Annotated in this window: 13 protein-coding genes, 1 other RNA gene and 1 pseudogene; 13 read left to right on the top strand and 2 right to left on the bottom strand. The window is 57.1% G+C overall.

Features of this window, described 5'->3' with window-relative positions:
• Nucleotides 1-33: 33 nt before the first annotated feature.
• Complete coding sequence (locus ACTUHY_RS00765) at nt 34-1314, top strand: M18 family aminopeptidase (RefSeq protein ID WP_442826214.1); 1281 nt, start codon at nt 34-36, stop codon at nt 1312-1314.
• Between the two features lie 276 nt (nt 1315-1590).
• Here ACTUHY_RS00765 and ACTUHY_RS00760 read toward each other — a convergent pair.
• Nucleotides 1591-2555, bottom strand: a pseudogene (locus ACTUHY_RS00760) (lactate/malate family dehydrogenase).
• 133 nt (nt 2556-2688) lie between these two features.
• Entirely contained in the window at nt 2689-3294 is a 606-nt protein-coding gene (locus ACTUHY_RS00755; RefSeq protein WP_442826213.1) for an ECF transporter S component, read from the bottom strand.
• Nucleotides 3295-3538: 244 nt separating this feature from the next.
• Here ACTUHY_RS00755 and ACTUHY_RS00750 point away from each other — a divergent pair, with 244 nt between their 5' ends.
• The 12 genes from ACTUHY_RS00750 (at nt 3539) to ACTUHY_RS00695 (ending at nt 14115) form a co-directional block, all read left to right on the top strand.
• The gene (locus ACTUHY_RS00750; protein WP_442826212.1) at nt 3539-4390 is read left to right on the top strand and encodes a ChbG/HpnK family deacetylase; all 852 of its coding nucleotides are present in this window, start codon (nt 3539-3541) and stop codon (nt 4388-4390) included.
• Between the two features lie 28 nt (nt 4391-4418).
• Complete coding sequence (pfkB, locus tag ACTUHY_RS00745; protein ID WP_442826211.1) at nt 4419-5321, top strand: 1-phosphofructokinase; 903 nt, start codon at nt 4419-4421, stop codon at nt 5319-5321.
• Nucleotide 5322: 1 nt separating this feature from the next.
• Nucleotides 5323-7242, top strand: coding sequence for a PTS fructose transporter subunit IIABC (locus tag ACTUHY_RS00740; RefSeq protein WP_442826210.1), 1920 nt, complete (start codon nt 5323-5325; stop codon nt 7240-7242).
• Nucleotides 7243-7315: 73 nt separating this feature from the next.
• Nucleotides 7316-7573: an HPr family phosphocarrier protein gene (locus ACTUHY_RS00735; RefSeq protein WP_012938187.1), complete on the top strand. Its 258-nt coding sequence runs from the start codon at nt 7316-7318 to the stop codon at nt 7571-7573.
• A gap of 13 nt (nt 7574-7586) precedes the next feature.
• A complete protein-coding gene (gene ptsP / locus ACTUHY_RS00730; protein WP_442826209.1) occupies nt 7587-9221 on the top strand; it encodes a phosphoenolpyruvate--protein phosphotransferase in 1635 nt (544 codons plus the stop codon).
• 19 nt (nt 9222-9240) lie between these two features.
• Nucleotides 9241-9984, top strand: a complete 744-nt coding sequence (locus ACTUHY_RS00725) for a BUD32 family EKC/KEOPS complex subunit (protein ID WP_442826208.1) — start codon at nt 9241-9243, stop codon at nt 9982-9984.
• Nucleotides 9981-10730, top strand: a complete 750-nt coding sequence (locus ACTUHY_RS00720; RefSeq protein WP_442826207.1) for a tRNA (adenine(22)-N(1))-methyltransferase — start codon at nt 9981-9983, stop codon at nt 10728-10730. Before ACTUHY_RS00725 ends, ACTUHY_RS00720 begins: the two co-directional genes overlap by 4 nt.
• Nucleotides 10666-11484, top strand: a complete 819-nt coding sequence (locus ACTUHY_RS00715) for a Nif3-like dinuclear metal center hexameric protein (protein WP_442826206.1) — start codon at nt 10666-10668, stop codon at nt 11482-11484. The genes ACTUHY_RS00720 and ACTUHY_RS00715 overlap by 65 nt, the downstream gene beginning before the upstream one ends.
• A gap of 13 nt (nt 11485-11497) precedes the next feature.
• Nucleotides 11498-12421: a 3'-5' exoribonuclease YhaM family protein gene (locus ACTUHY_RS00710; protein WP_442826205.1), complete on the top strand. Its 924-nt coding sequence runs from the start codon at nt 11498-11500 to the stop codon at nt 12419-12421.
• A 32-nt stretch (nt 12422-12453) separates the two neighbouring features.
• Nucleotides 12454-12796: RNase P RNA component class A (gene rnpB, locus ACTUHY_RS00705), an RNA gene on the top strand.
• A gap of 41 nt (nt 12797-12837) precedes the next feature.
• A complete protein-coding gene (trxA, locus tag ACTUHY_RS00700; RefSeq protein ID WP_442826204.1) occupies nt 12838-13155 on the top strand; it encodes a thioredoxin in 318 nt (105 codons plus the stop codon).
• An 18-nt stretch (nt 13156-13173) separates the two neighbouring features.
• Nucleotides 13174-14115: a glycosyltransferase family 2 protein gene (locus ACTUHY_RS00695; protein WP_442826203.1), complete on the top strand. Its 942-nt coding sequence runs from the start codon at nt 13174-13176 to the stop codon at nt 14113-14115.
• Nucleotides 14116-14138: the final 23 nt, after the last annotated feature.

Here is a 14138-nt window from a genome sequence, read left to right as displayed (position 1 = left end):
TCTTATGATACAATGGCCCCAGGAGGTGTCACCATGAATCAAACCACGAAAGAATTACTGAACCTGATCCACAAGAGCACGTCCCCGTACCATACGGTGGCGGCTAGCCGTGACTTGCTGCTGGCCAACGGCTTTGCTGAACTGTCCCTGGGAGAGGATTGGACCCTGAACCCGGACAGCAAATATTTTGTCACCTGCTTCGATTCATCCCTGTTTGCCTTCCGCACCGGCAAGGCGGGATCCCGGGGACTGAAGATCGCAGCCGCCCATACGGATTTTCCCTGCTTCCGGCTGAAACCGGCGGCCGAAGTCAACACCCAGGGCTACGGCACCCTAAACGTGGAAGGATATGGCGGCATGATCGTGTCTACCTGGATGGATCGCCCCCTGTCCCTGGCCGGGAAGATCGTTACCCGGACTGAGGATCCTTTCCGACCTGAGACTCACTTGGTGGATTTCAAACGGCCTCTCATGAGCATGTCCAGCCTGGCCATCCACATGAACCGGGAAGTGAATGACGGGTATAAATGGAATAAACAGAAAGATGTGCTGCCGCTGGCCACCATGCTGGGAGAAGACCCGGCGGACAAGCACTTCTTCACCAACTTCCTGGCCAAAGAGCTCCAGGTGGAACCGGAAGACATCCTGTCCTTTGAACTGTCCGCCTATCCGGTGGAAGAAGGTTGCACCTTCGGGCTGCAGGACGAATTCATCTCCTCCGGCCGGCTGGACAACCTGACTTCCTGCATGGGCTGCCTGAAGGGTATCATCAACGGCAAGGGCACGGAAGGCCTCCATGTGGCCTGCCTGTTCGACAATGAGGAAGTGGGCAGCAATACCAAACAGGGAGCGGATTCCCTGGTGCTGAACAACCTGCTCCACCGGATCTATGCCAAACTGGGGCTGACGGAAGAAGCCCTGTACCAAGATATGGCCAATGGCTTCATGCTCAGCGTGGACGTGGCCCATGCCCTCCATCCCAATTACACGGACAAATGCGACATCACCAACAAGCCTCTCCTGGGCAAAGGGGTGGTGCTGAAACAGGCCTGCAGCCAGTCCTATGCCGGGGATGCGGAAGCGGTGGCCATTGTGAAGGGCCTCTGTGCCGCCAATGAGATTCCCTGCCAGCTGTTCGTGAACCGCAGCGACATCAAGGGCGGATCCACCCTGGGGTCCATGGCCTCGGCCCTGACTCCCATCCGGACCATGGATATCGGCGTGGCCCTTTTGGCCATGCATAGCGCCCGGGAAACCATGGGCGCTGCCGACCAAAAGGCATTGGAAGATCTGATCACCGTGTTCTTTGGATAAGCAGCAAAAAGAAAAGAGGCTGTTGCATGCGCAACAGCCTGTCATACGTCATACGCCGATGGAAGGCAGCCGGGTTGCGGCTGCCTTTCATTGTATGATGCTGGCTCGGACGCGCTTTTAGCTTGTCCCTGCTTCTCTAGAAAAACTCTAGACAAGCAACGGATTAAAAGAAAAGCATAGTCCTATTTTTTATTCGAAAGAACTCGTCAGCCACGGGTTCTTTCCATCGGCCAGTGACCAGTGACATGAGACCAGTGACCGGGGGTGTGAAAAAATTCACACCCCCTTCTCTTTCAAGATCACATCGTATGCTTTGGCCACATTTTCCCGGATGGCCGCTGCGCATTGGGCGAACTGCTGTTGTTCTTCCGGGGTCAGGGGCAAGTCCAGGACTTTTTCCACCCCTTCCTTGCCGATCACGGCCGGCACACCGATGAACAGGTCCTGCTGGCCATATTCCCCGTCCAGTTCTACTGAACAGGGGAGCACCCGTTTTTCATCCCGGAGGATGGTCCGTATCAGAGTGGCCGCTGCCACCGCTATCCCATACTCCGTACACCATTTGCCGGAAACCGTGACCCAGCCCCCCTTGATGGTCTGCTCCTGGATCTTGGAACGGTCAAAGGGCCGTCCGCTTTCCTTTTCGTACTGGTCCACAGTCATGCCAGAGAAACGGATCAGGGACCAGGGAACGAACTGGGCATTGCCATGCTGGCCGATCATAAAAGCGTTGAAGCTGCGGCTGTCAAGACCGGTGGCATCGCTGAGGGCGTGGCAGAGCCGTGCCGAATCCAGCAGGGTACCCGTGCCCATTACCTGGGACCGGGGAAGGCCGGACAGGCTGGCAATCTCGCAGGTGATCAGATCACAGGGATTGGTGATGTTGACGAAGATCCCGTTGAAGCCAGAATCCATGATCTTCGGGATGAAGTCGGATACCTGGATCACGCTGTTCTTCAGTTCGTCATCCCGGTTGAAATTCCGGCAGAGGGAAATGTCTCCTACCGCATTGACGATGATCTCACAGTCTTTCAGGCCGGCATAATCAGAAGAGCGGTAAACCACCCGATTGGGCATGAAAGGGACGGCATCATTCAAATCATTGCATTCACTGGCGACTTTCTTTTCATCGCTATCACAGAGCAGGATCTCGTCTGCCACGCCCATCATCCCCAGGGAATAAGCCACATGGGCCCTACATGGCCGACTCCGACGATGCCTACGGTCCGTCTTTCAATCATTCCAGAACCTCCTTACTCAAATTGGAACAAATTTCTTTCTTTTCTTATCATTGTAACATGCTTTTGTTTACGCTGGAAGTTCAGCCGAGAATGTATACAGGATACTGAAAATACTGTGCTATCAGCCATTATCCTATTTCTTCAAAATCTCTGTCAGTGCCAGGCTGGCTTTCTTGTAGATCAGGTAGGTGATCCAGGATACGACCCCGTACTTCAGCAGATTGAAGGGCAGCACTGTCAGCAGCAGGAAATCCGTCAGGCTGTGGACCAGGGGATTGGCGGCACTGGCCATCTTCAAGATGGTGGCCAGAGGGATCTTGTACAGCTTTACATACAGGGGAATGGCCAAAAACCGGTTGGCCGCTACCGCAAAGACGCTGGCCGCCAAACTCCCAAGCACCAGGGCGTTTAAGGCGCCTTTCCGGGTCCGGTGCCAGTGGTAGGATACCGTGCAGGGCAGCACATAGGCCAGGGCGCACAGCAGGTTCATCCCTTCCCCCACGAAGGCGGAAGAGCTGCCGACCAGGACCAGTTTGATCAGGATCTTCAGCAGCTCTGTCAAGGCGCCAGCTGCAGGGCCGAGGAAGAAACCAGCAAACAGCGCCGGCAGGTCAGAGATCTCGAACTTCATATAGGCTGGAGCAAAAGGCAGGGGAAATTCAAAGGCCATCAAAAGAGAAGACAAAGCCCCTAGGACGGCGATGAACACCATCGCCCGGGGCGAGAGAGTACGGTTCATGGGAAAACTCCTTTCCGATAAAACACTGTCAGTGTAGCAAAAGCAGGGGTGGATGTCAACGAATGGACAAGATAGGACCCAAAGGGGAGCGGACAGGACTGTCTGAATGGCAGACAGCGGACTCTGTCCCTCCTGAGCCTAGATTTCCCTACAAATTCCTTTTTCTATTTGATATAATAAATGGTCACAACTTTTATCATTCTGGCCTTCACTGGCTGTCTTATTTTTGGAAAGGATGATTGCCATGTCCAAACAACTGATCATCAATGCCGATGATTTCGGACGGCATCCTCTGATCGACCGGGCTGTGGCCCAGGGCGTGGAACAGGGCCTGATCCGGTCCGCTACGGTCATGGTCACCGGTTCCGCATTTGCTGATGCAATAGCTTTGGCCCGCCGGATGCCAGGATTGGGGATGGGGATCCATTTCACCCTGGTCAATGCCAAACCGGTACTGCCTCCATCCGAGATCCCTTCCCTGGTGGATCCACGGACAGGGGAGCTGGTTCCGGATCATGGGGCCTTCGTCAAACGTTTCCTCCAGGGGAAGATCCGGCTCCAGGATGTCCGGCGGGAATGTACAGCGCAATTGGACCGTTTCCTGGATACGGGACTGGTGCCTACCCACGCGGACAGTCACCAGCATATGCATGTGCTGCCCGGGATCATCGACGTGATCCTGGACCTCTGCCTGGATCATGGCATCCCGGCCCTCCGGATCCCGGCCATCCAGGTGAGCCTGGGAGCGACTCGGGTGTCTAACCTGGGAGAACAGGTGGGACGGATGGGACTCCATGTGCTGGCAGAACGGGCCCGGAAGAAGGCCCAGGCTGCAGGTATCCGTACCTCGGACCGTTTCGGAGGCATTGTAGCGGGAGAAGCCGTGGACAAAAATGCCCTGCGGACCATCCTGCTGAACTTGAAGGACGGCACCACGGAAGTGATGCTCCACCCGGGTACCAGCAATGAGATCCTGATCCCTGCCACCCAATGGGACCATGATTTCGAGGCCGAACTGGCTGCAGCCACGGATCCAGATATCCTGGAGTTTGTCCGGGATCAGGGCATCCAAATTGGTAACTTCAGGGATCTGTGAAGAAAACGGGAAGAGAAAGGAATCTGTCATGATCTATACCATTACCTTCAATCCTTCATTGGATTATGTTGTGACCCTGCCCCAGCTCCAGGCGGGAGCCATCAATCGGACCCGGGAAGAAGAGATTTTCCCCGGGGGCAAGGGCATCAACGTATCCTGGGTGCTCCAGAACCTGGGAGTCCCTACCCGGATCCTGGGCTTCAAGGCTGGCTTCACTGGGGACGAGATCCAGCGCCTGGTAGAGGAACAGGGGATCCCCTGCAGCTTTTTGGCCATAGAAAAAGGATTTTCCCGGATCAACGTGAAGATCCGGGCAGAAGAAGAGACGGCCCTGAACGGTAAAGGACCGGAAGTCACTGCCAGGGACCTGGACCGGCTCCGGTCCCAGCTGGAAGGGCTCACCGATGGGGATATGCTGGTGCTATCCGGCAGCGGCCCCAGTGGCTGCGCTCCTTCTCTTTATGGAGAGCTGGCAGCTGCCATGACCCAGCGGGACATCCCCTGTGTGGTGGATGCCACTGGGAAACTCCTGGGCGAGGCACTGGGGGCCCATCCCTTCCTGGTGAAACCAAATGGGGAGGAACTGGAAGAACTGCTGGGGCGGGAACTGCCTACCGAAGAAGATCTGGTCCAGGGCGCCAGGGAACTTCAGCAGCAGGGAGCCCGGAATGTATTGATCAGCTTGGGGGGCCAGGGGGCCCTGCTGGTGGACGAGAACGGAAAGACCAGCCGCCGCCAGGCACCCCAAGGGACCATGGTGAACACGGTGGGCGCGGGGGACAGCATGGTGGCCGGATTCCTGGCCGGCTATCTCCAGCATAAGGACTATGGAGAGGCCCTCCACTGGGGGATCTGTGCCGGCAGCGCAACAGCCTTCACCATGCATCTGGCTGAGAGAGAATCTATTGAAGAATTGATAAAGGGGAAATGACATGCAGATCACAGATCTTTTGAAACGGGAAAGCGTGGAGCTGTTCGCTTCCGCAGCTAACAAACAGGAAGCACTGGAGAAACTGATCCAGCTCATGGTGAAACAGGGGAACATCGCGGACCCGGAAGAATACCGGAAAAAGGTCTTTGCTCGGGAAGAAGAGGGCAGCACCGGAGTGGGGGAAGGGGTGGCCATCCCCCATGCCAAGACATCTGCCGTGACCCGGCCGGGCCTGGCCTTCATGCGGTGTGCCGACGGGGTGGAATTCGATTCTTTGGACGGCCAGCCGGCCAAGCTGTTCTTCCTGATCGCTGCTCCGGATACCCAGGACAATGTGCATCTGGATGTGCTCAGCCGTTTGTCCACCCTGCTCATGGACCCGGACTTCATCGACGGGATCATGGCGGTGGACAGTGTGGATGGTTTGTATGATCTGATCGGGAAGGCGGAAAGGGAGAAGTTCCCGGAAGAAACCGGGGAGGGACAGCCGGCACAAGAAACGGCTGCAGCAGAAGGAGAACCTCCTAAAGGATATCAGGTGCTGGCCGTCACTGCCTGTCCCACCGGGATCGCCCATACCTACATGGCAGCCGAGAGCCTGGAACAGCATGCCGCCAAACGGGGAATCTCCATCAAAGTAGAAACCAACGGCCAGAGCGGGGTCAAGAATGCCCTGACCGCCGAAGATATCGCTGGTGCCACGGGGATCATCGTGGCAGCGGACAAATACGTGCCCATGGATCGGTTCAAGGGCAAACCCGTAGTCATCGTGAAAGTGGCGGATGGCATCAATAAGGCGGATGCCCTGCTGGATGAAGCCCTGAGCGGCCAGGCTCCCCTCTATCCGGGAGAAAGGGATGCCGCCCCAGCAGGAGGCGATAGGGCAGAAGAGAGCCAGGCCCGGAAAGCCTATAAGCACCTGATGAACGGGGTGTCCCATATGCTGCCCTTCGTCATCGGGGGCGGGCTCCTGATCGCCCTGGCCTTCCTGTCCGATATGGGAGCGGCTGGGACAGCCCAATTCGGTTCCAGTACACCTCTGGCTGCTTTCTTCAAGAATGTGGGCGGGATGGCTTTCAGCTTCATGATGCCCATGCTGGCCGGCTTCATCGCTGCCAGCATCGCGGACCGTCCAGGCCTTTTGGTAGGCTTTTTGGCAGGGGCCATGGCAGCCAACGGAGGCAGCGGCTTCTTTGGAGCCCTGGCAGGGGGCTTTGTAGGCGGTTACCTGATCTTGGCCCTGAAACGGTGCCTGTCTTTCCTGCCGGAATCCCTGGAAAACCTGAAACCCATCCTGCTCTACCCGGTCCTGGGGCTGATGATCATGGGAGCCCTGATGGTTTTTTTCATCAACCCGGTGATGGGAGCCGTGAACCATTGGGTCAACGGTAGCCTGACGGCTATGAGCGGCGGGAGCAAAGTGCTGCTGGGGCTGGTGCTGGGTGGTATGATGAGCATCGATTTCGGGGGCCCCCTCAACAAGGCGGCCTACGTGTTCGGGACTGCCTCTTTGGCCGGAGCTGACGGCCAGGCTGTTTCTTCCCCCTTCATGGCTTCTGTGATGATCGGAGGCATGGTGCCGCCTCTGGCCCTTGCCGTGGCTTGCCGGCTCTTCCCGAAGAAGTTTACGGTCCAGCAGCGGAGCTCTTCCCTGACCAATTTCATCATGGGCCTCAGCTTCATCACAGAAGGGGCCATCCCCTTTGCGGCGGAAGATCCCTCCCGAGTGATTCCGGCCTGTGCCATCGGAGCAGCTGTGGCCGGCGCCCTTTCCATGGTGTTCGGCTGCACCATCCCGGCACCCCATGGAGGCATCTTCGTCCTGGGTGTGGTGCACAACTGGCCCATGTACCTCCTGTCCCTGGCTGCGGGGACGGCAGTAGGAGCCGTGCTGCTGGGACTGCTGAAGAAAGACCGGTAGGGATTGGCGTTTTCCGGCCCTGTCTTTTTATGGTATAATGAAAAATAAGTTACAACTATAAGGAGGAATTTCCATGATTCAATTTACGTATACGATCCAAGATCCTCAGGGGATCCACGCCCGTCCTGCCGGCATGCTGGTGAAGGAAGCAGCTAAATTCCAGTCCAAATGCAGCGTGGCCGGAAATGGCAAGACTGGTGATCTGAAACGGATCTTCTCTCTCATGGGCATGGGCATCAAAGCCGGCATGGAACTCACGGTGTCCGTGGAAGGCCCCGATGAAAAAGAAGCGGCGGCTGCCCTGGAAGCCTTCCTGAAAGCCAATCTGTAAAAGGGGGATATCCATGAAGTTCGTGGAAGGAAAAGGGGCTTCCGCCGGTGTGGCAGCTGGCCCCATCCTGGTGAAACCAGCTGGACGGAAAACGGAACTCCAGCTGGACACCTGCCTGGATCCCCAGCAGGAGCTGAAACGGTTCCAGATTGCCCAGCAGCAGGTCCTCCAGATCCTGGAGAACCTGAAGGAAAAAGCCCGGGAACAAGTAGGAGAAGAGGAAGCCGGGATCTTTGAAGTCCACCAGCTGATGGTCCAGGATCCGGATCTGTGCGAAGCCATCGAAGGATTGATTCAGGGAGAGCATTTCACAGCGGAAGCTGCTGTCCGGGAAGCAGGGAGCCAGTTCGCAGCCATGCTGGAAGCCATGGACGATGAATATATGCAGGCCCGGGGGGCCGATGTGCGGGCCATCTGCGGCCAGCTGGAAGAGGCCTTGTCTGCCGAGGGACGGAACTGGACGGAACTTTTGACCCGGCCTTCCATCATCTGTGCCGATGATCTGACCCCCAGTGAAACCCTGCAGCTGGATAAATCCCTGATCCTGGGCTTTGTGACCAGCGGCGGCAGTGCCAATTCCCATATGGCCATCCTGGCCCGGACCATGAAGATCCCGGCGGTGGTCCATACGGAAAAAGTGCTGTCAGAGGATTGGAACGGGACCCTGGGAGCCATCGATGGAGGCGCCGGCGTCTTTTATCTGGATCCGGAACCCCAGGTGCTGGAAGCCCTGAAGGAAAAACAGCAGCAGCACCGGGCGGCAGAAGACGCCCTGGAACAGTATCGGGGAAAGCCCACCTGTACAGCTGACGGCCGGACCATCGCTCTTTATGGGAATATCGGCCAGCCGGAAGATGTGGATCTGGTCCTCCAGAACGATGGGGAAGGGATCGGCCTCTTCCGCAGTGAATTCCTGTATCTGGGCCGGGAAGATTATCCCACGGAAGAAGAACTGTTCGAAGCCTATTGCACTGCGGCCCAGGAATTAGAGGGCCGGAAGCTGATCATCCGGACCCTGGATATCGGGGCGGACAAAAAGGTGGAGTATTTCCATCTGCCGGAAGAAGAGAACCCGGCATTGGGCTTCCGGGCCATCCGGATCTGCCTGAAGCGTCCGGAGATCTTCTATACCCAGCTGCGGGCCATCCTGCGGGCTTCCGCTTACGGAGAAGTAGCGGTGATGTTCCCCATGATCATCTCAGCAGAAGAAGTCCGGGCGGCGAAGAAGCTGCTGGAAGCAGCCAAAGCCCGGCTCCGGGAAGAAGGGATCCCCTTCGATGAGGAACTGGAAGTGGGGATCATGGTAGAAACTCCAGCGGCGGCCCTGATCAGTGATGAACTGGCCCAGGAAGTGGATTTCTTCAGCATCGGGACCAACGACCTGGTCCAGTATACCCTGGCGGTGGACCGGCAGAATGCCAGCCTGGAAGATTTGGGACAGGCCAGCCACAAGGCTGTGTTGCGTCTGATCCGGCTGACCATCGAAAATGGCCACGCAGCAGGCTGCTGGGTGGGCATCTGTGGGGAAGCGGCAGCGGATCCGACCCTGATCCCCAGCTTTGTGGCCATGGGGGTGGATGAGCTGAGCATGGCACCGGGGAAGATCCTGGCAGCCAGGAAGCTGATCAGTACCCTGAGATCCCGTTGAGAAAGGAGGCGCAGGCCATTTGATCGATCTGGATCTGCAGCAGGCGGTGGAGAAGGCCATCGCCCTCCAGCCGGAGAAACGGGTCCTGCCGTTCCTGTACCGGGACCAGGCCCTGTTCATCAAACGGAAAGTGTCCAACCACCGGAATGCCTTTGCCAAACAGAGCGTGGAGGCGGCTTTCTGGTGCGAAGTCTATAAAATTATGACGGTGAACCAGTATTTTCCCCTGGCACCGGAAATCGTCCTGCTCCAGGATGGCTATTTTGTCATGAAGGCAGTGGGCAAGACCCTCCAGGGGGTCGCCAAGGAAGCTCCCTGGGCGGACTGCCGGGTCCGGGCGTTCCAGAAAGCCGGAGAAGGGCTGGCCCGGCTGCACCAGGCCGGTCTCCATCATGGCCGTCCGGCCCTGCGGGATATCGCTTACGATAAGGAAAACGACCGGATCACTTTCCTGGACTGGGAAAATGAAAAGCGGTTCATCGAAGCCGATCCCCGGGTCCTGGATCTGTTCCTGTTCGTCCACAGCTGTTTCCGGGAAAAAAGCTGGAAAGACCGTTCCCTCCTGGAAGCAGCTATGAAGAGCTACTGCAACAGCCCGGTGGGCCGGGAAATCGTCCGCCAGGCCCGGGCCTTGATCCGAAAGTACCGGACTGCGTTCTGCCTGTGTGAGAGACTCCGGTGCTTCGGCTGGCGGGATGTGACCAGTCTGGATGATGCCCGGAAGTTCATCTTGGAATGGGAATCAGAAGGAGTGGCACGATGAATTTCGGTATGCGTCTGGAGGCTGTGGCGTCCCTGGTTCCCCCTTGCCAGACTTTGGTAGATGTAGGGTCCGATCATGCCTATCTGCCGGTCCTGCTCCTCCAACAGGGGAAAATCCAGCAGGCCATTGCCGGCGATGTGGTCCCTGGGCCCTGTGAAGCGGCCCGGCATACGGTCCGGGCGTTCCACCTGGAAGACCGGATCACGGTGCGGCAGGGCAGCGGCCTGACGGTGGTGGCACCGGGCGAGGCGGAAGCAGCCGTGATGGCCGGGATGGGAGCGGGAACCATGCTCCAGATCCTGGCAGAAGCACCGACTGTGTGGCAGCATCCGGGGTTCCGGCACCTGATCCTGCAGCCCATGAGCGATGCCTGCCGTCTCCGGCATTGGGCGGAAGACAACGGCTGGGCCATCGTCCGGGAAGAATTGGCCCGGGAGGGGAAACGGCTGTACGAACTGCTGCACTTAGAACCTTCACCTGGCTGGCGCTACCCCAGCACCTGCTATGAGATCGGCAGCGATCTGATCCAGCGGCACCATCCTCTCCTGGAGGACTTGCTGGCAGAACGGAAAAAGAAGCTCCATGGCCTGCTGGAACAGATGGGACGCAGTGAGCGAGCCCGGGCCAGCCGGCAGTATGAGGAATACCAAACCCTTTGGAAACAACTGGAGGCGATTGCACGTGGAAACGGAAGAAATGGAAACGAAAGAAACCACCGTAACGGACATCTGCCTGTTCATGAATGAACTGGCTCCGGTGGCTTATGCGGAAAGCTGGGACAATCCCGGCCTGCTTTTAGGGCACTTGGCCCAGCACGTCCATAAGATCATGGTGGCCTTGGACCTGAGCCCCGAAGTGGCAGAACAGGCCATCGAACAGGAATGTGATCTCATCATCACCCATCATCCCTATTATTTCAGCTTGCCTAAGACTTTGGCGGTGACAGATACGAAGATGGAAGTGCTCTATGAACTGATCAAACACGACATCGCCCTGTATGCAGCCCATACCAACCTGGATGCCGCCAAAGGCGGGGTCAACGATGTGCTGGCGGCCCGCCTGGGCCTGGAAGATGTGACGGAGATCCCCCGGAAGGATTGCCCGGAACAGGGACTGGCCCGGATCGGGGTCCTGGAAGAACCCATGGCTCTGAAGGATTTCGCGGCCAAAGTCCGGGACGATCTGGGGGCGGAACACCTGACCTATGCAGGAGGGGAAGAACCTGTGTACAAAGTGGCCGTGGTAGGTGGCAGCGGAGCTGATTTCATGGAAGATGCCCTGGCGGCTGGTGCCGATACCCTGGTGACCGGCGACTTGAAATACCATGTAGCCCAAAAGGCCCTGAACCTGGGACTCAATGTGGTAGACGGCACCCATCAGCTGACAGAATCTCCCGTCATCGACAAACTGGAAGAAGTCCTGAAGGTCTGGTGCGAAGAATCCGGCCGTCATTTCGAAGTGATTCGGGCCGAAGAAGACCGGATCCTCCAGACGGTCTAAGGGAGCGATTGCAATGATCAAGGATTTGCAGTTGGGGAATGCCATGGAACAGCCTTGCCTGGTCCGACTCCAAAAAGTGGGCACTTCTTCCAATGGCAAGGCCTATGCCAAGGGGCTGCTGGAAGACAACAGCGGCTGCATCCCCTTCATTTGTTTCGAAGCAGGCCCCATCGGACGGCTGCGGACCATGGAAGCTCCCTCTCCGTATATCATCGGGGGGAAAGTGGAACTGAACAAATATTCCACCACCATGGCTTACCAGATCATCGTCCAAAAGGTCCAATCCGTCACGGAGGCAGATGATCTGTCCTGCCTTTTGCCCAGCGGCCATATCGACCTGGCGAAATATGAGGAAGAATTCCACACCTTCATCGGCCGGATCGGTGATGAGGGGCTGCGGAAACTGGTGGAGACGGTCTTTTCCGGGGAAACTTACCGGCAGTTCTGCAAGAATCCAGCAGGGATGCGCCTGCACCATGCCTATGCCGGAGGACTGCTGCACCATACGGTGTGTGTCACCCGGCTGGCCGTGGCCATGAGCAGCGCCATCGGACAGGTGGACCTGGACTTGGTGATCGCCGGGGCTCTGCTCCACGATCTGGGGAAGATCCGGGAAATCTCTTCGGATCTGGGTTTCCCCTATACCACAGAAGGCCGTCTCATGGGCCATATCTCCATCGGAGCCATGGCCGTGGATCGGGCTGGGAGGAAGATCCCGGAACTGACAGCGGAAAAACGGGAGAAGCTCCTCCATATCATCCTGTCCCATCACGGGGACCAGGAAAAGGGCTCTCCAGTGGTCTGCGTCACCAAGGAAGCCTTCATCGTCCACTATGCCGATGAAGTAGATTCCATCATGAACCAGTTCCATCAGAAAGAACGCAGCGGCAGCTGGGAATATGACAAGATGCTGCAGCGGTATCTGTGGAAGGTTTGACGGATTCTCGATCCTATGATATGATTTCAAGATGTGAGTGCAAAAGATAATCGCGGCAGCCAATGGCTGATGAGGAAAGTCCGAGCTCCGCAGGGCAGGATGCTGGATAACGTCCAGTGGGGGCGACCCTAAGGAAAGTGCCACAGAAAACAAACCGCCGGCTTGCCGGTAAGGATGAAACGGTGCGGTAAGAGCGCACCAGCGGTCAAGTGATTGATCGGCTTGGTAAACCCCATCCGGAGCAAGACCAAATAGGGAAGGGATGAAGCGGCCCGCTGATCCTTCCGGGTAGCGTCGCTTGAACCTGCAGGCAACTGCAGGGCTAGATAAATGATTATCCTAGACAGAACTCGGCTTACTGAGCACTCACAACCTGACAGAGAACCTTGTGCCGGAGGCACAGAGGAGGAGATACCATGGATATGATACAGATTGGCAGTGCAGCGGCTTTTGACAAACTGGTGCAGGGCAGCGAGAAACCGGTGCTGGTGGACTTCTGGGCCACCTGGTGCGGTCCCTGCCGGATGCTGGCCCCGGTCATCGAAGAACTGGCGGCGGAACATCCAGAAGTCCAGTTCGCCAAACTGGATGTGGACCAGGTACCGGATGTAGCCATGCGGTTCGGTGTTTCGGCCATCCCTACGGTGGTCCTGTTCAAGGCTTGCAAAGAAACCCAGCGCTTTGTGGGGGTAGAACCCAAAAGTGCCTACGAAGAAGCCTTGGCCGTGTTGTAACAAAGGAGAAGACGCTGCATGAAAAAGATTTCTTTTGTCGTGCCCGTCTTCAATGAAGAGGAAAATATCCGTGAATTCTACAGGCGCCTTACGCAAGTAATGGCGCCTTTGTCCTACGATTATGAGATCCTGTTCATTGACGATGGTTCCAAAGATCGGACTGCTTCTTTGATCCGAGAACTGGCGGGAAAAGATCCCCATGTCCAGGGTTATGTGTTCGCCCGGAATTTCGGCCATCAGCTGGCTCTCACCTGCGGCCTGGACCAGTCTGCCGGGGATGCGGTGATTTCCATGGATGGGGATCTCCAGCATCCTCCGGAAATGATTCCTGAACTGCTGGAGAAATGGGAAAAAGGCTATGAAATCGTCCAGACCGTCCGGAAGTCCACGGAAGATGCTACCTGGTTCAAGAGCATAACGTCCCGCTTATATTACAAACTGATCAATTCCATGAGCGAAGTCCGGATCACCCCCGGTGGCAGCGATTTCCGGCTCATGGACCGGAAAGCCGTAGATGCGCTGAACCGGTTCCGGGAACGGGCCCGGTTCATCCGGGGCATGGTGAACAACCTGGGGTTCCGGTATACCACCCTGGAATTTGTGGCACCGCCCCGGTTCGCCGGCCATTCCAAGTTCAATCTGCGGAAGATGCTCCGGTTCGCCCTGGACGGGATCACGGCTTTTTCCCGGGTCCCTCTGCGCCTGGCCTTATATGTGGGTTGCATTGCCGGGCTAGGGAGCATCCTCCTGATCGGTCATGTCATTTATGTGAAATATATCGTCCAGGATGCGGTGCCCGGCTGGACCACCTTGGCCGCAGCAGAGTTCTTCCTGGGTGGCGTGGAGCTGATCGGCATCGGCATCGTGGGAGAATATGTGGGCCGGATCTTCGACGAAGTGAAGCAAAGACCTTTGTATATCATTCGTGAACATATCGTGAAAAGTGGTAACAGGGAATAGACAGACAATAAGAGAATTGTTAT

This window comes from Acidaminococcus nyctereutis (genome assembly GCF_052216985.1).
GTDB classification, from domain to species: domain Bacteria; phylum Bacillota; class Negativicutes; order Acidaminococcales; family Acidaminococcaceae; genus Acidaminococcus; species Acidaminococcus fermentans_A.
This window is presented reverse-complemented; position numbering and strand designations above follow the sequence as displayed.

What these genes read in the sequence shown, in the direction of transcription:
- ACTUHY_RS00695 (WP_442826203.1), top strand. Translation starts at nt 13,174, where the DNA reads ATGAAAAAGATTTCTTTTGTCGTGCCCGTCTTCAATGAAGAGGAAAAT.
- ACTUHY_RS00710 (WP_442826205.1), top strand. Translation starts at nt 11,498, where the DNA reads ATGATCAAGGATTTGCAGTTGGGGAATGCCATGGAACAGCCTTGCCTG.
- pfkB (WP_442826211.1), top strand. Translation starts at nt 4,419, where the DNA reads ATGATCTATACCATTACCTTCAATCCTTCATTGGATTATGTTGTGACC.
- ACTUHY_RS00755 (WP_442826213.1), bottom strand. Translation starts at nt 3,294, where the DNA reads ATGAACCGTACTCTCTCGCCCCGGGCGATGGTGTTCATCGCCGTCCTA.
- ACTUHY_RS00765 (WP_442826214.1), top strand. Translation starts at nt 34, where the DNA reads ATGAATCAAACCACGAAAGAATTACTGAACCTGATCCACAAGAGCACG.
- ptsP (WP_442826209.1), top strand. Translation starts at nt 7,587, where the DNA reads ATGAAGTTCGTGGAAGGAAAAGGGGCTTCCGCCGGTGTGGCAGCTGGC.
- trxA (WP_442826204.1), top strand. Translation starts at nt 12,838, where the DNA reads ATGGATATGATACAGATTGGCAGTGCAGCGGCTTTTGACAAACTGGTG.
- ACTUHY_RS00750 (WP_442826212.1), top strand. Translation starts at nt 3,539, where the DNA reads ATGTCCAAACAACTGATCATCAATGCCGATGATTTCGGACGGCATCCT.
- ACTUHY_RS00740 (WP_442826210.1), top strand. Translation starts at nt 5,323, where the DNA reads ATGCAGATCACAGATCTTTTGAAACGGGAAAGCGTGGAGCTGTTCGCT.
- ACTUHY_RS00735 (WP_012938187.1), top strand. Translation starts at nt 7,316, where the DNA reads ATGATTCAATTTACGTATACGATCCAAGATCCTCAGGGGATCCACGCC.
- ACTUHY_RS00720 (WP_442826207.1), top strand. Translation starts at nt 9,981, where the DNA reads ATGAATTTCGGTATGCGTCTGGAGGCTGTGGCGTCCCTGGTTCCCCCT.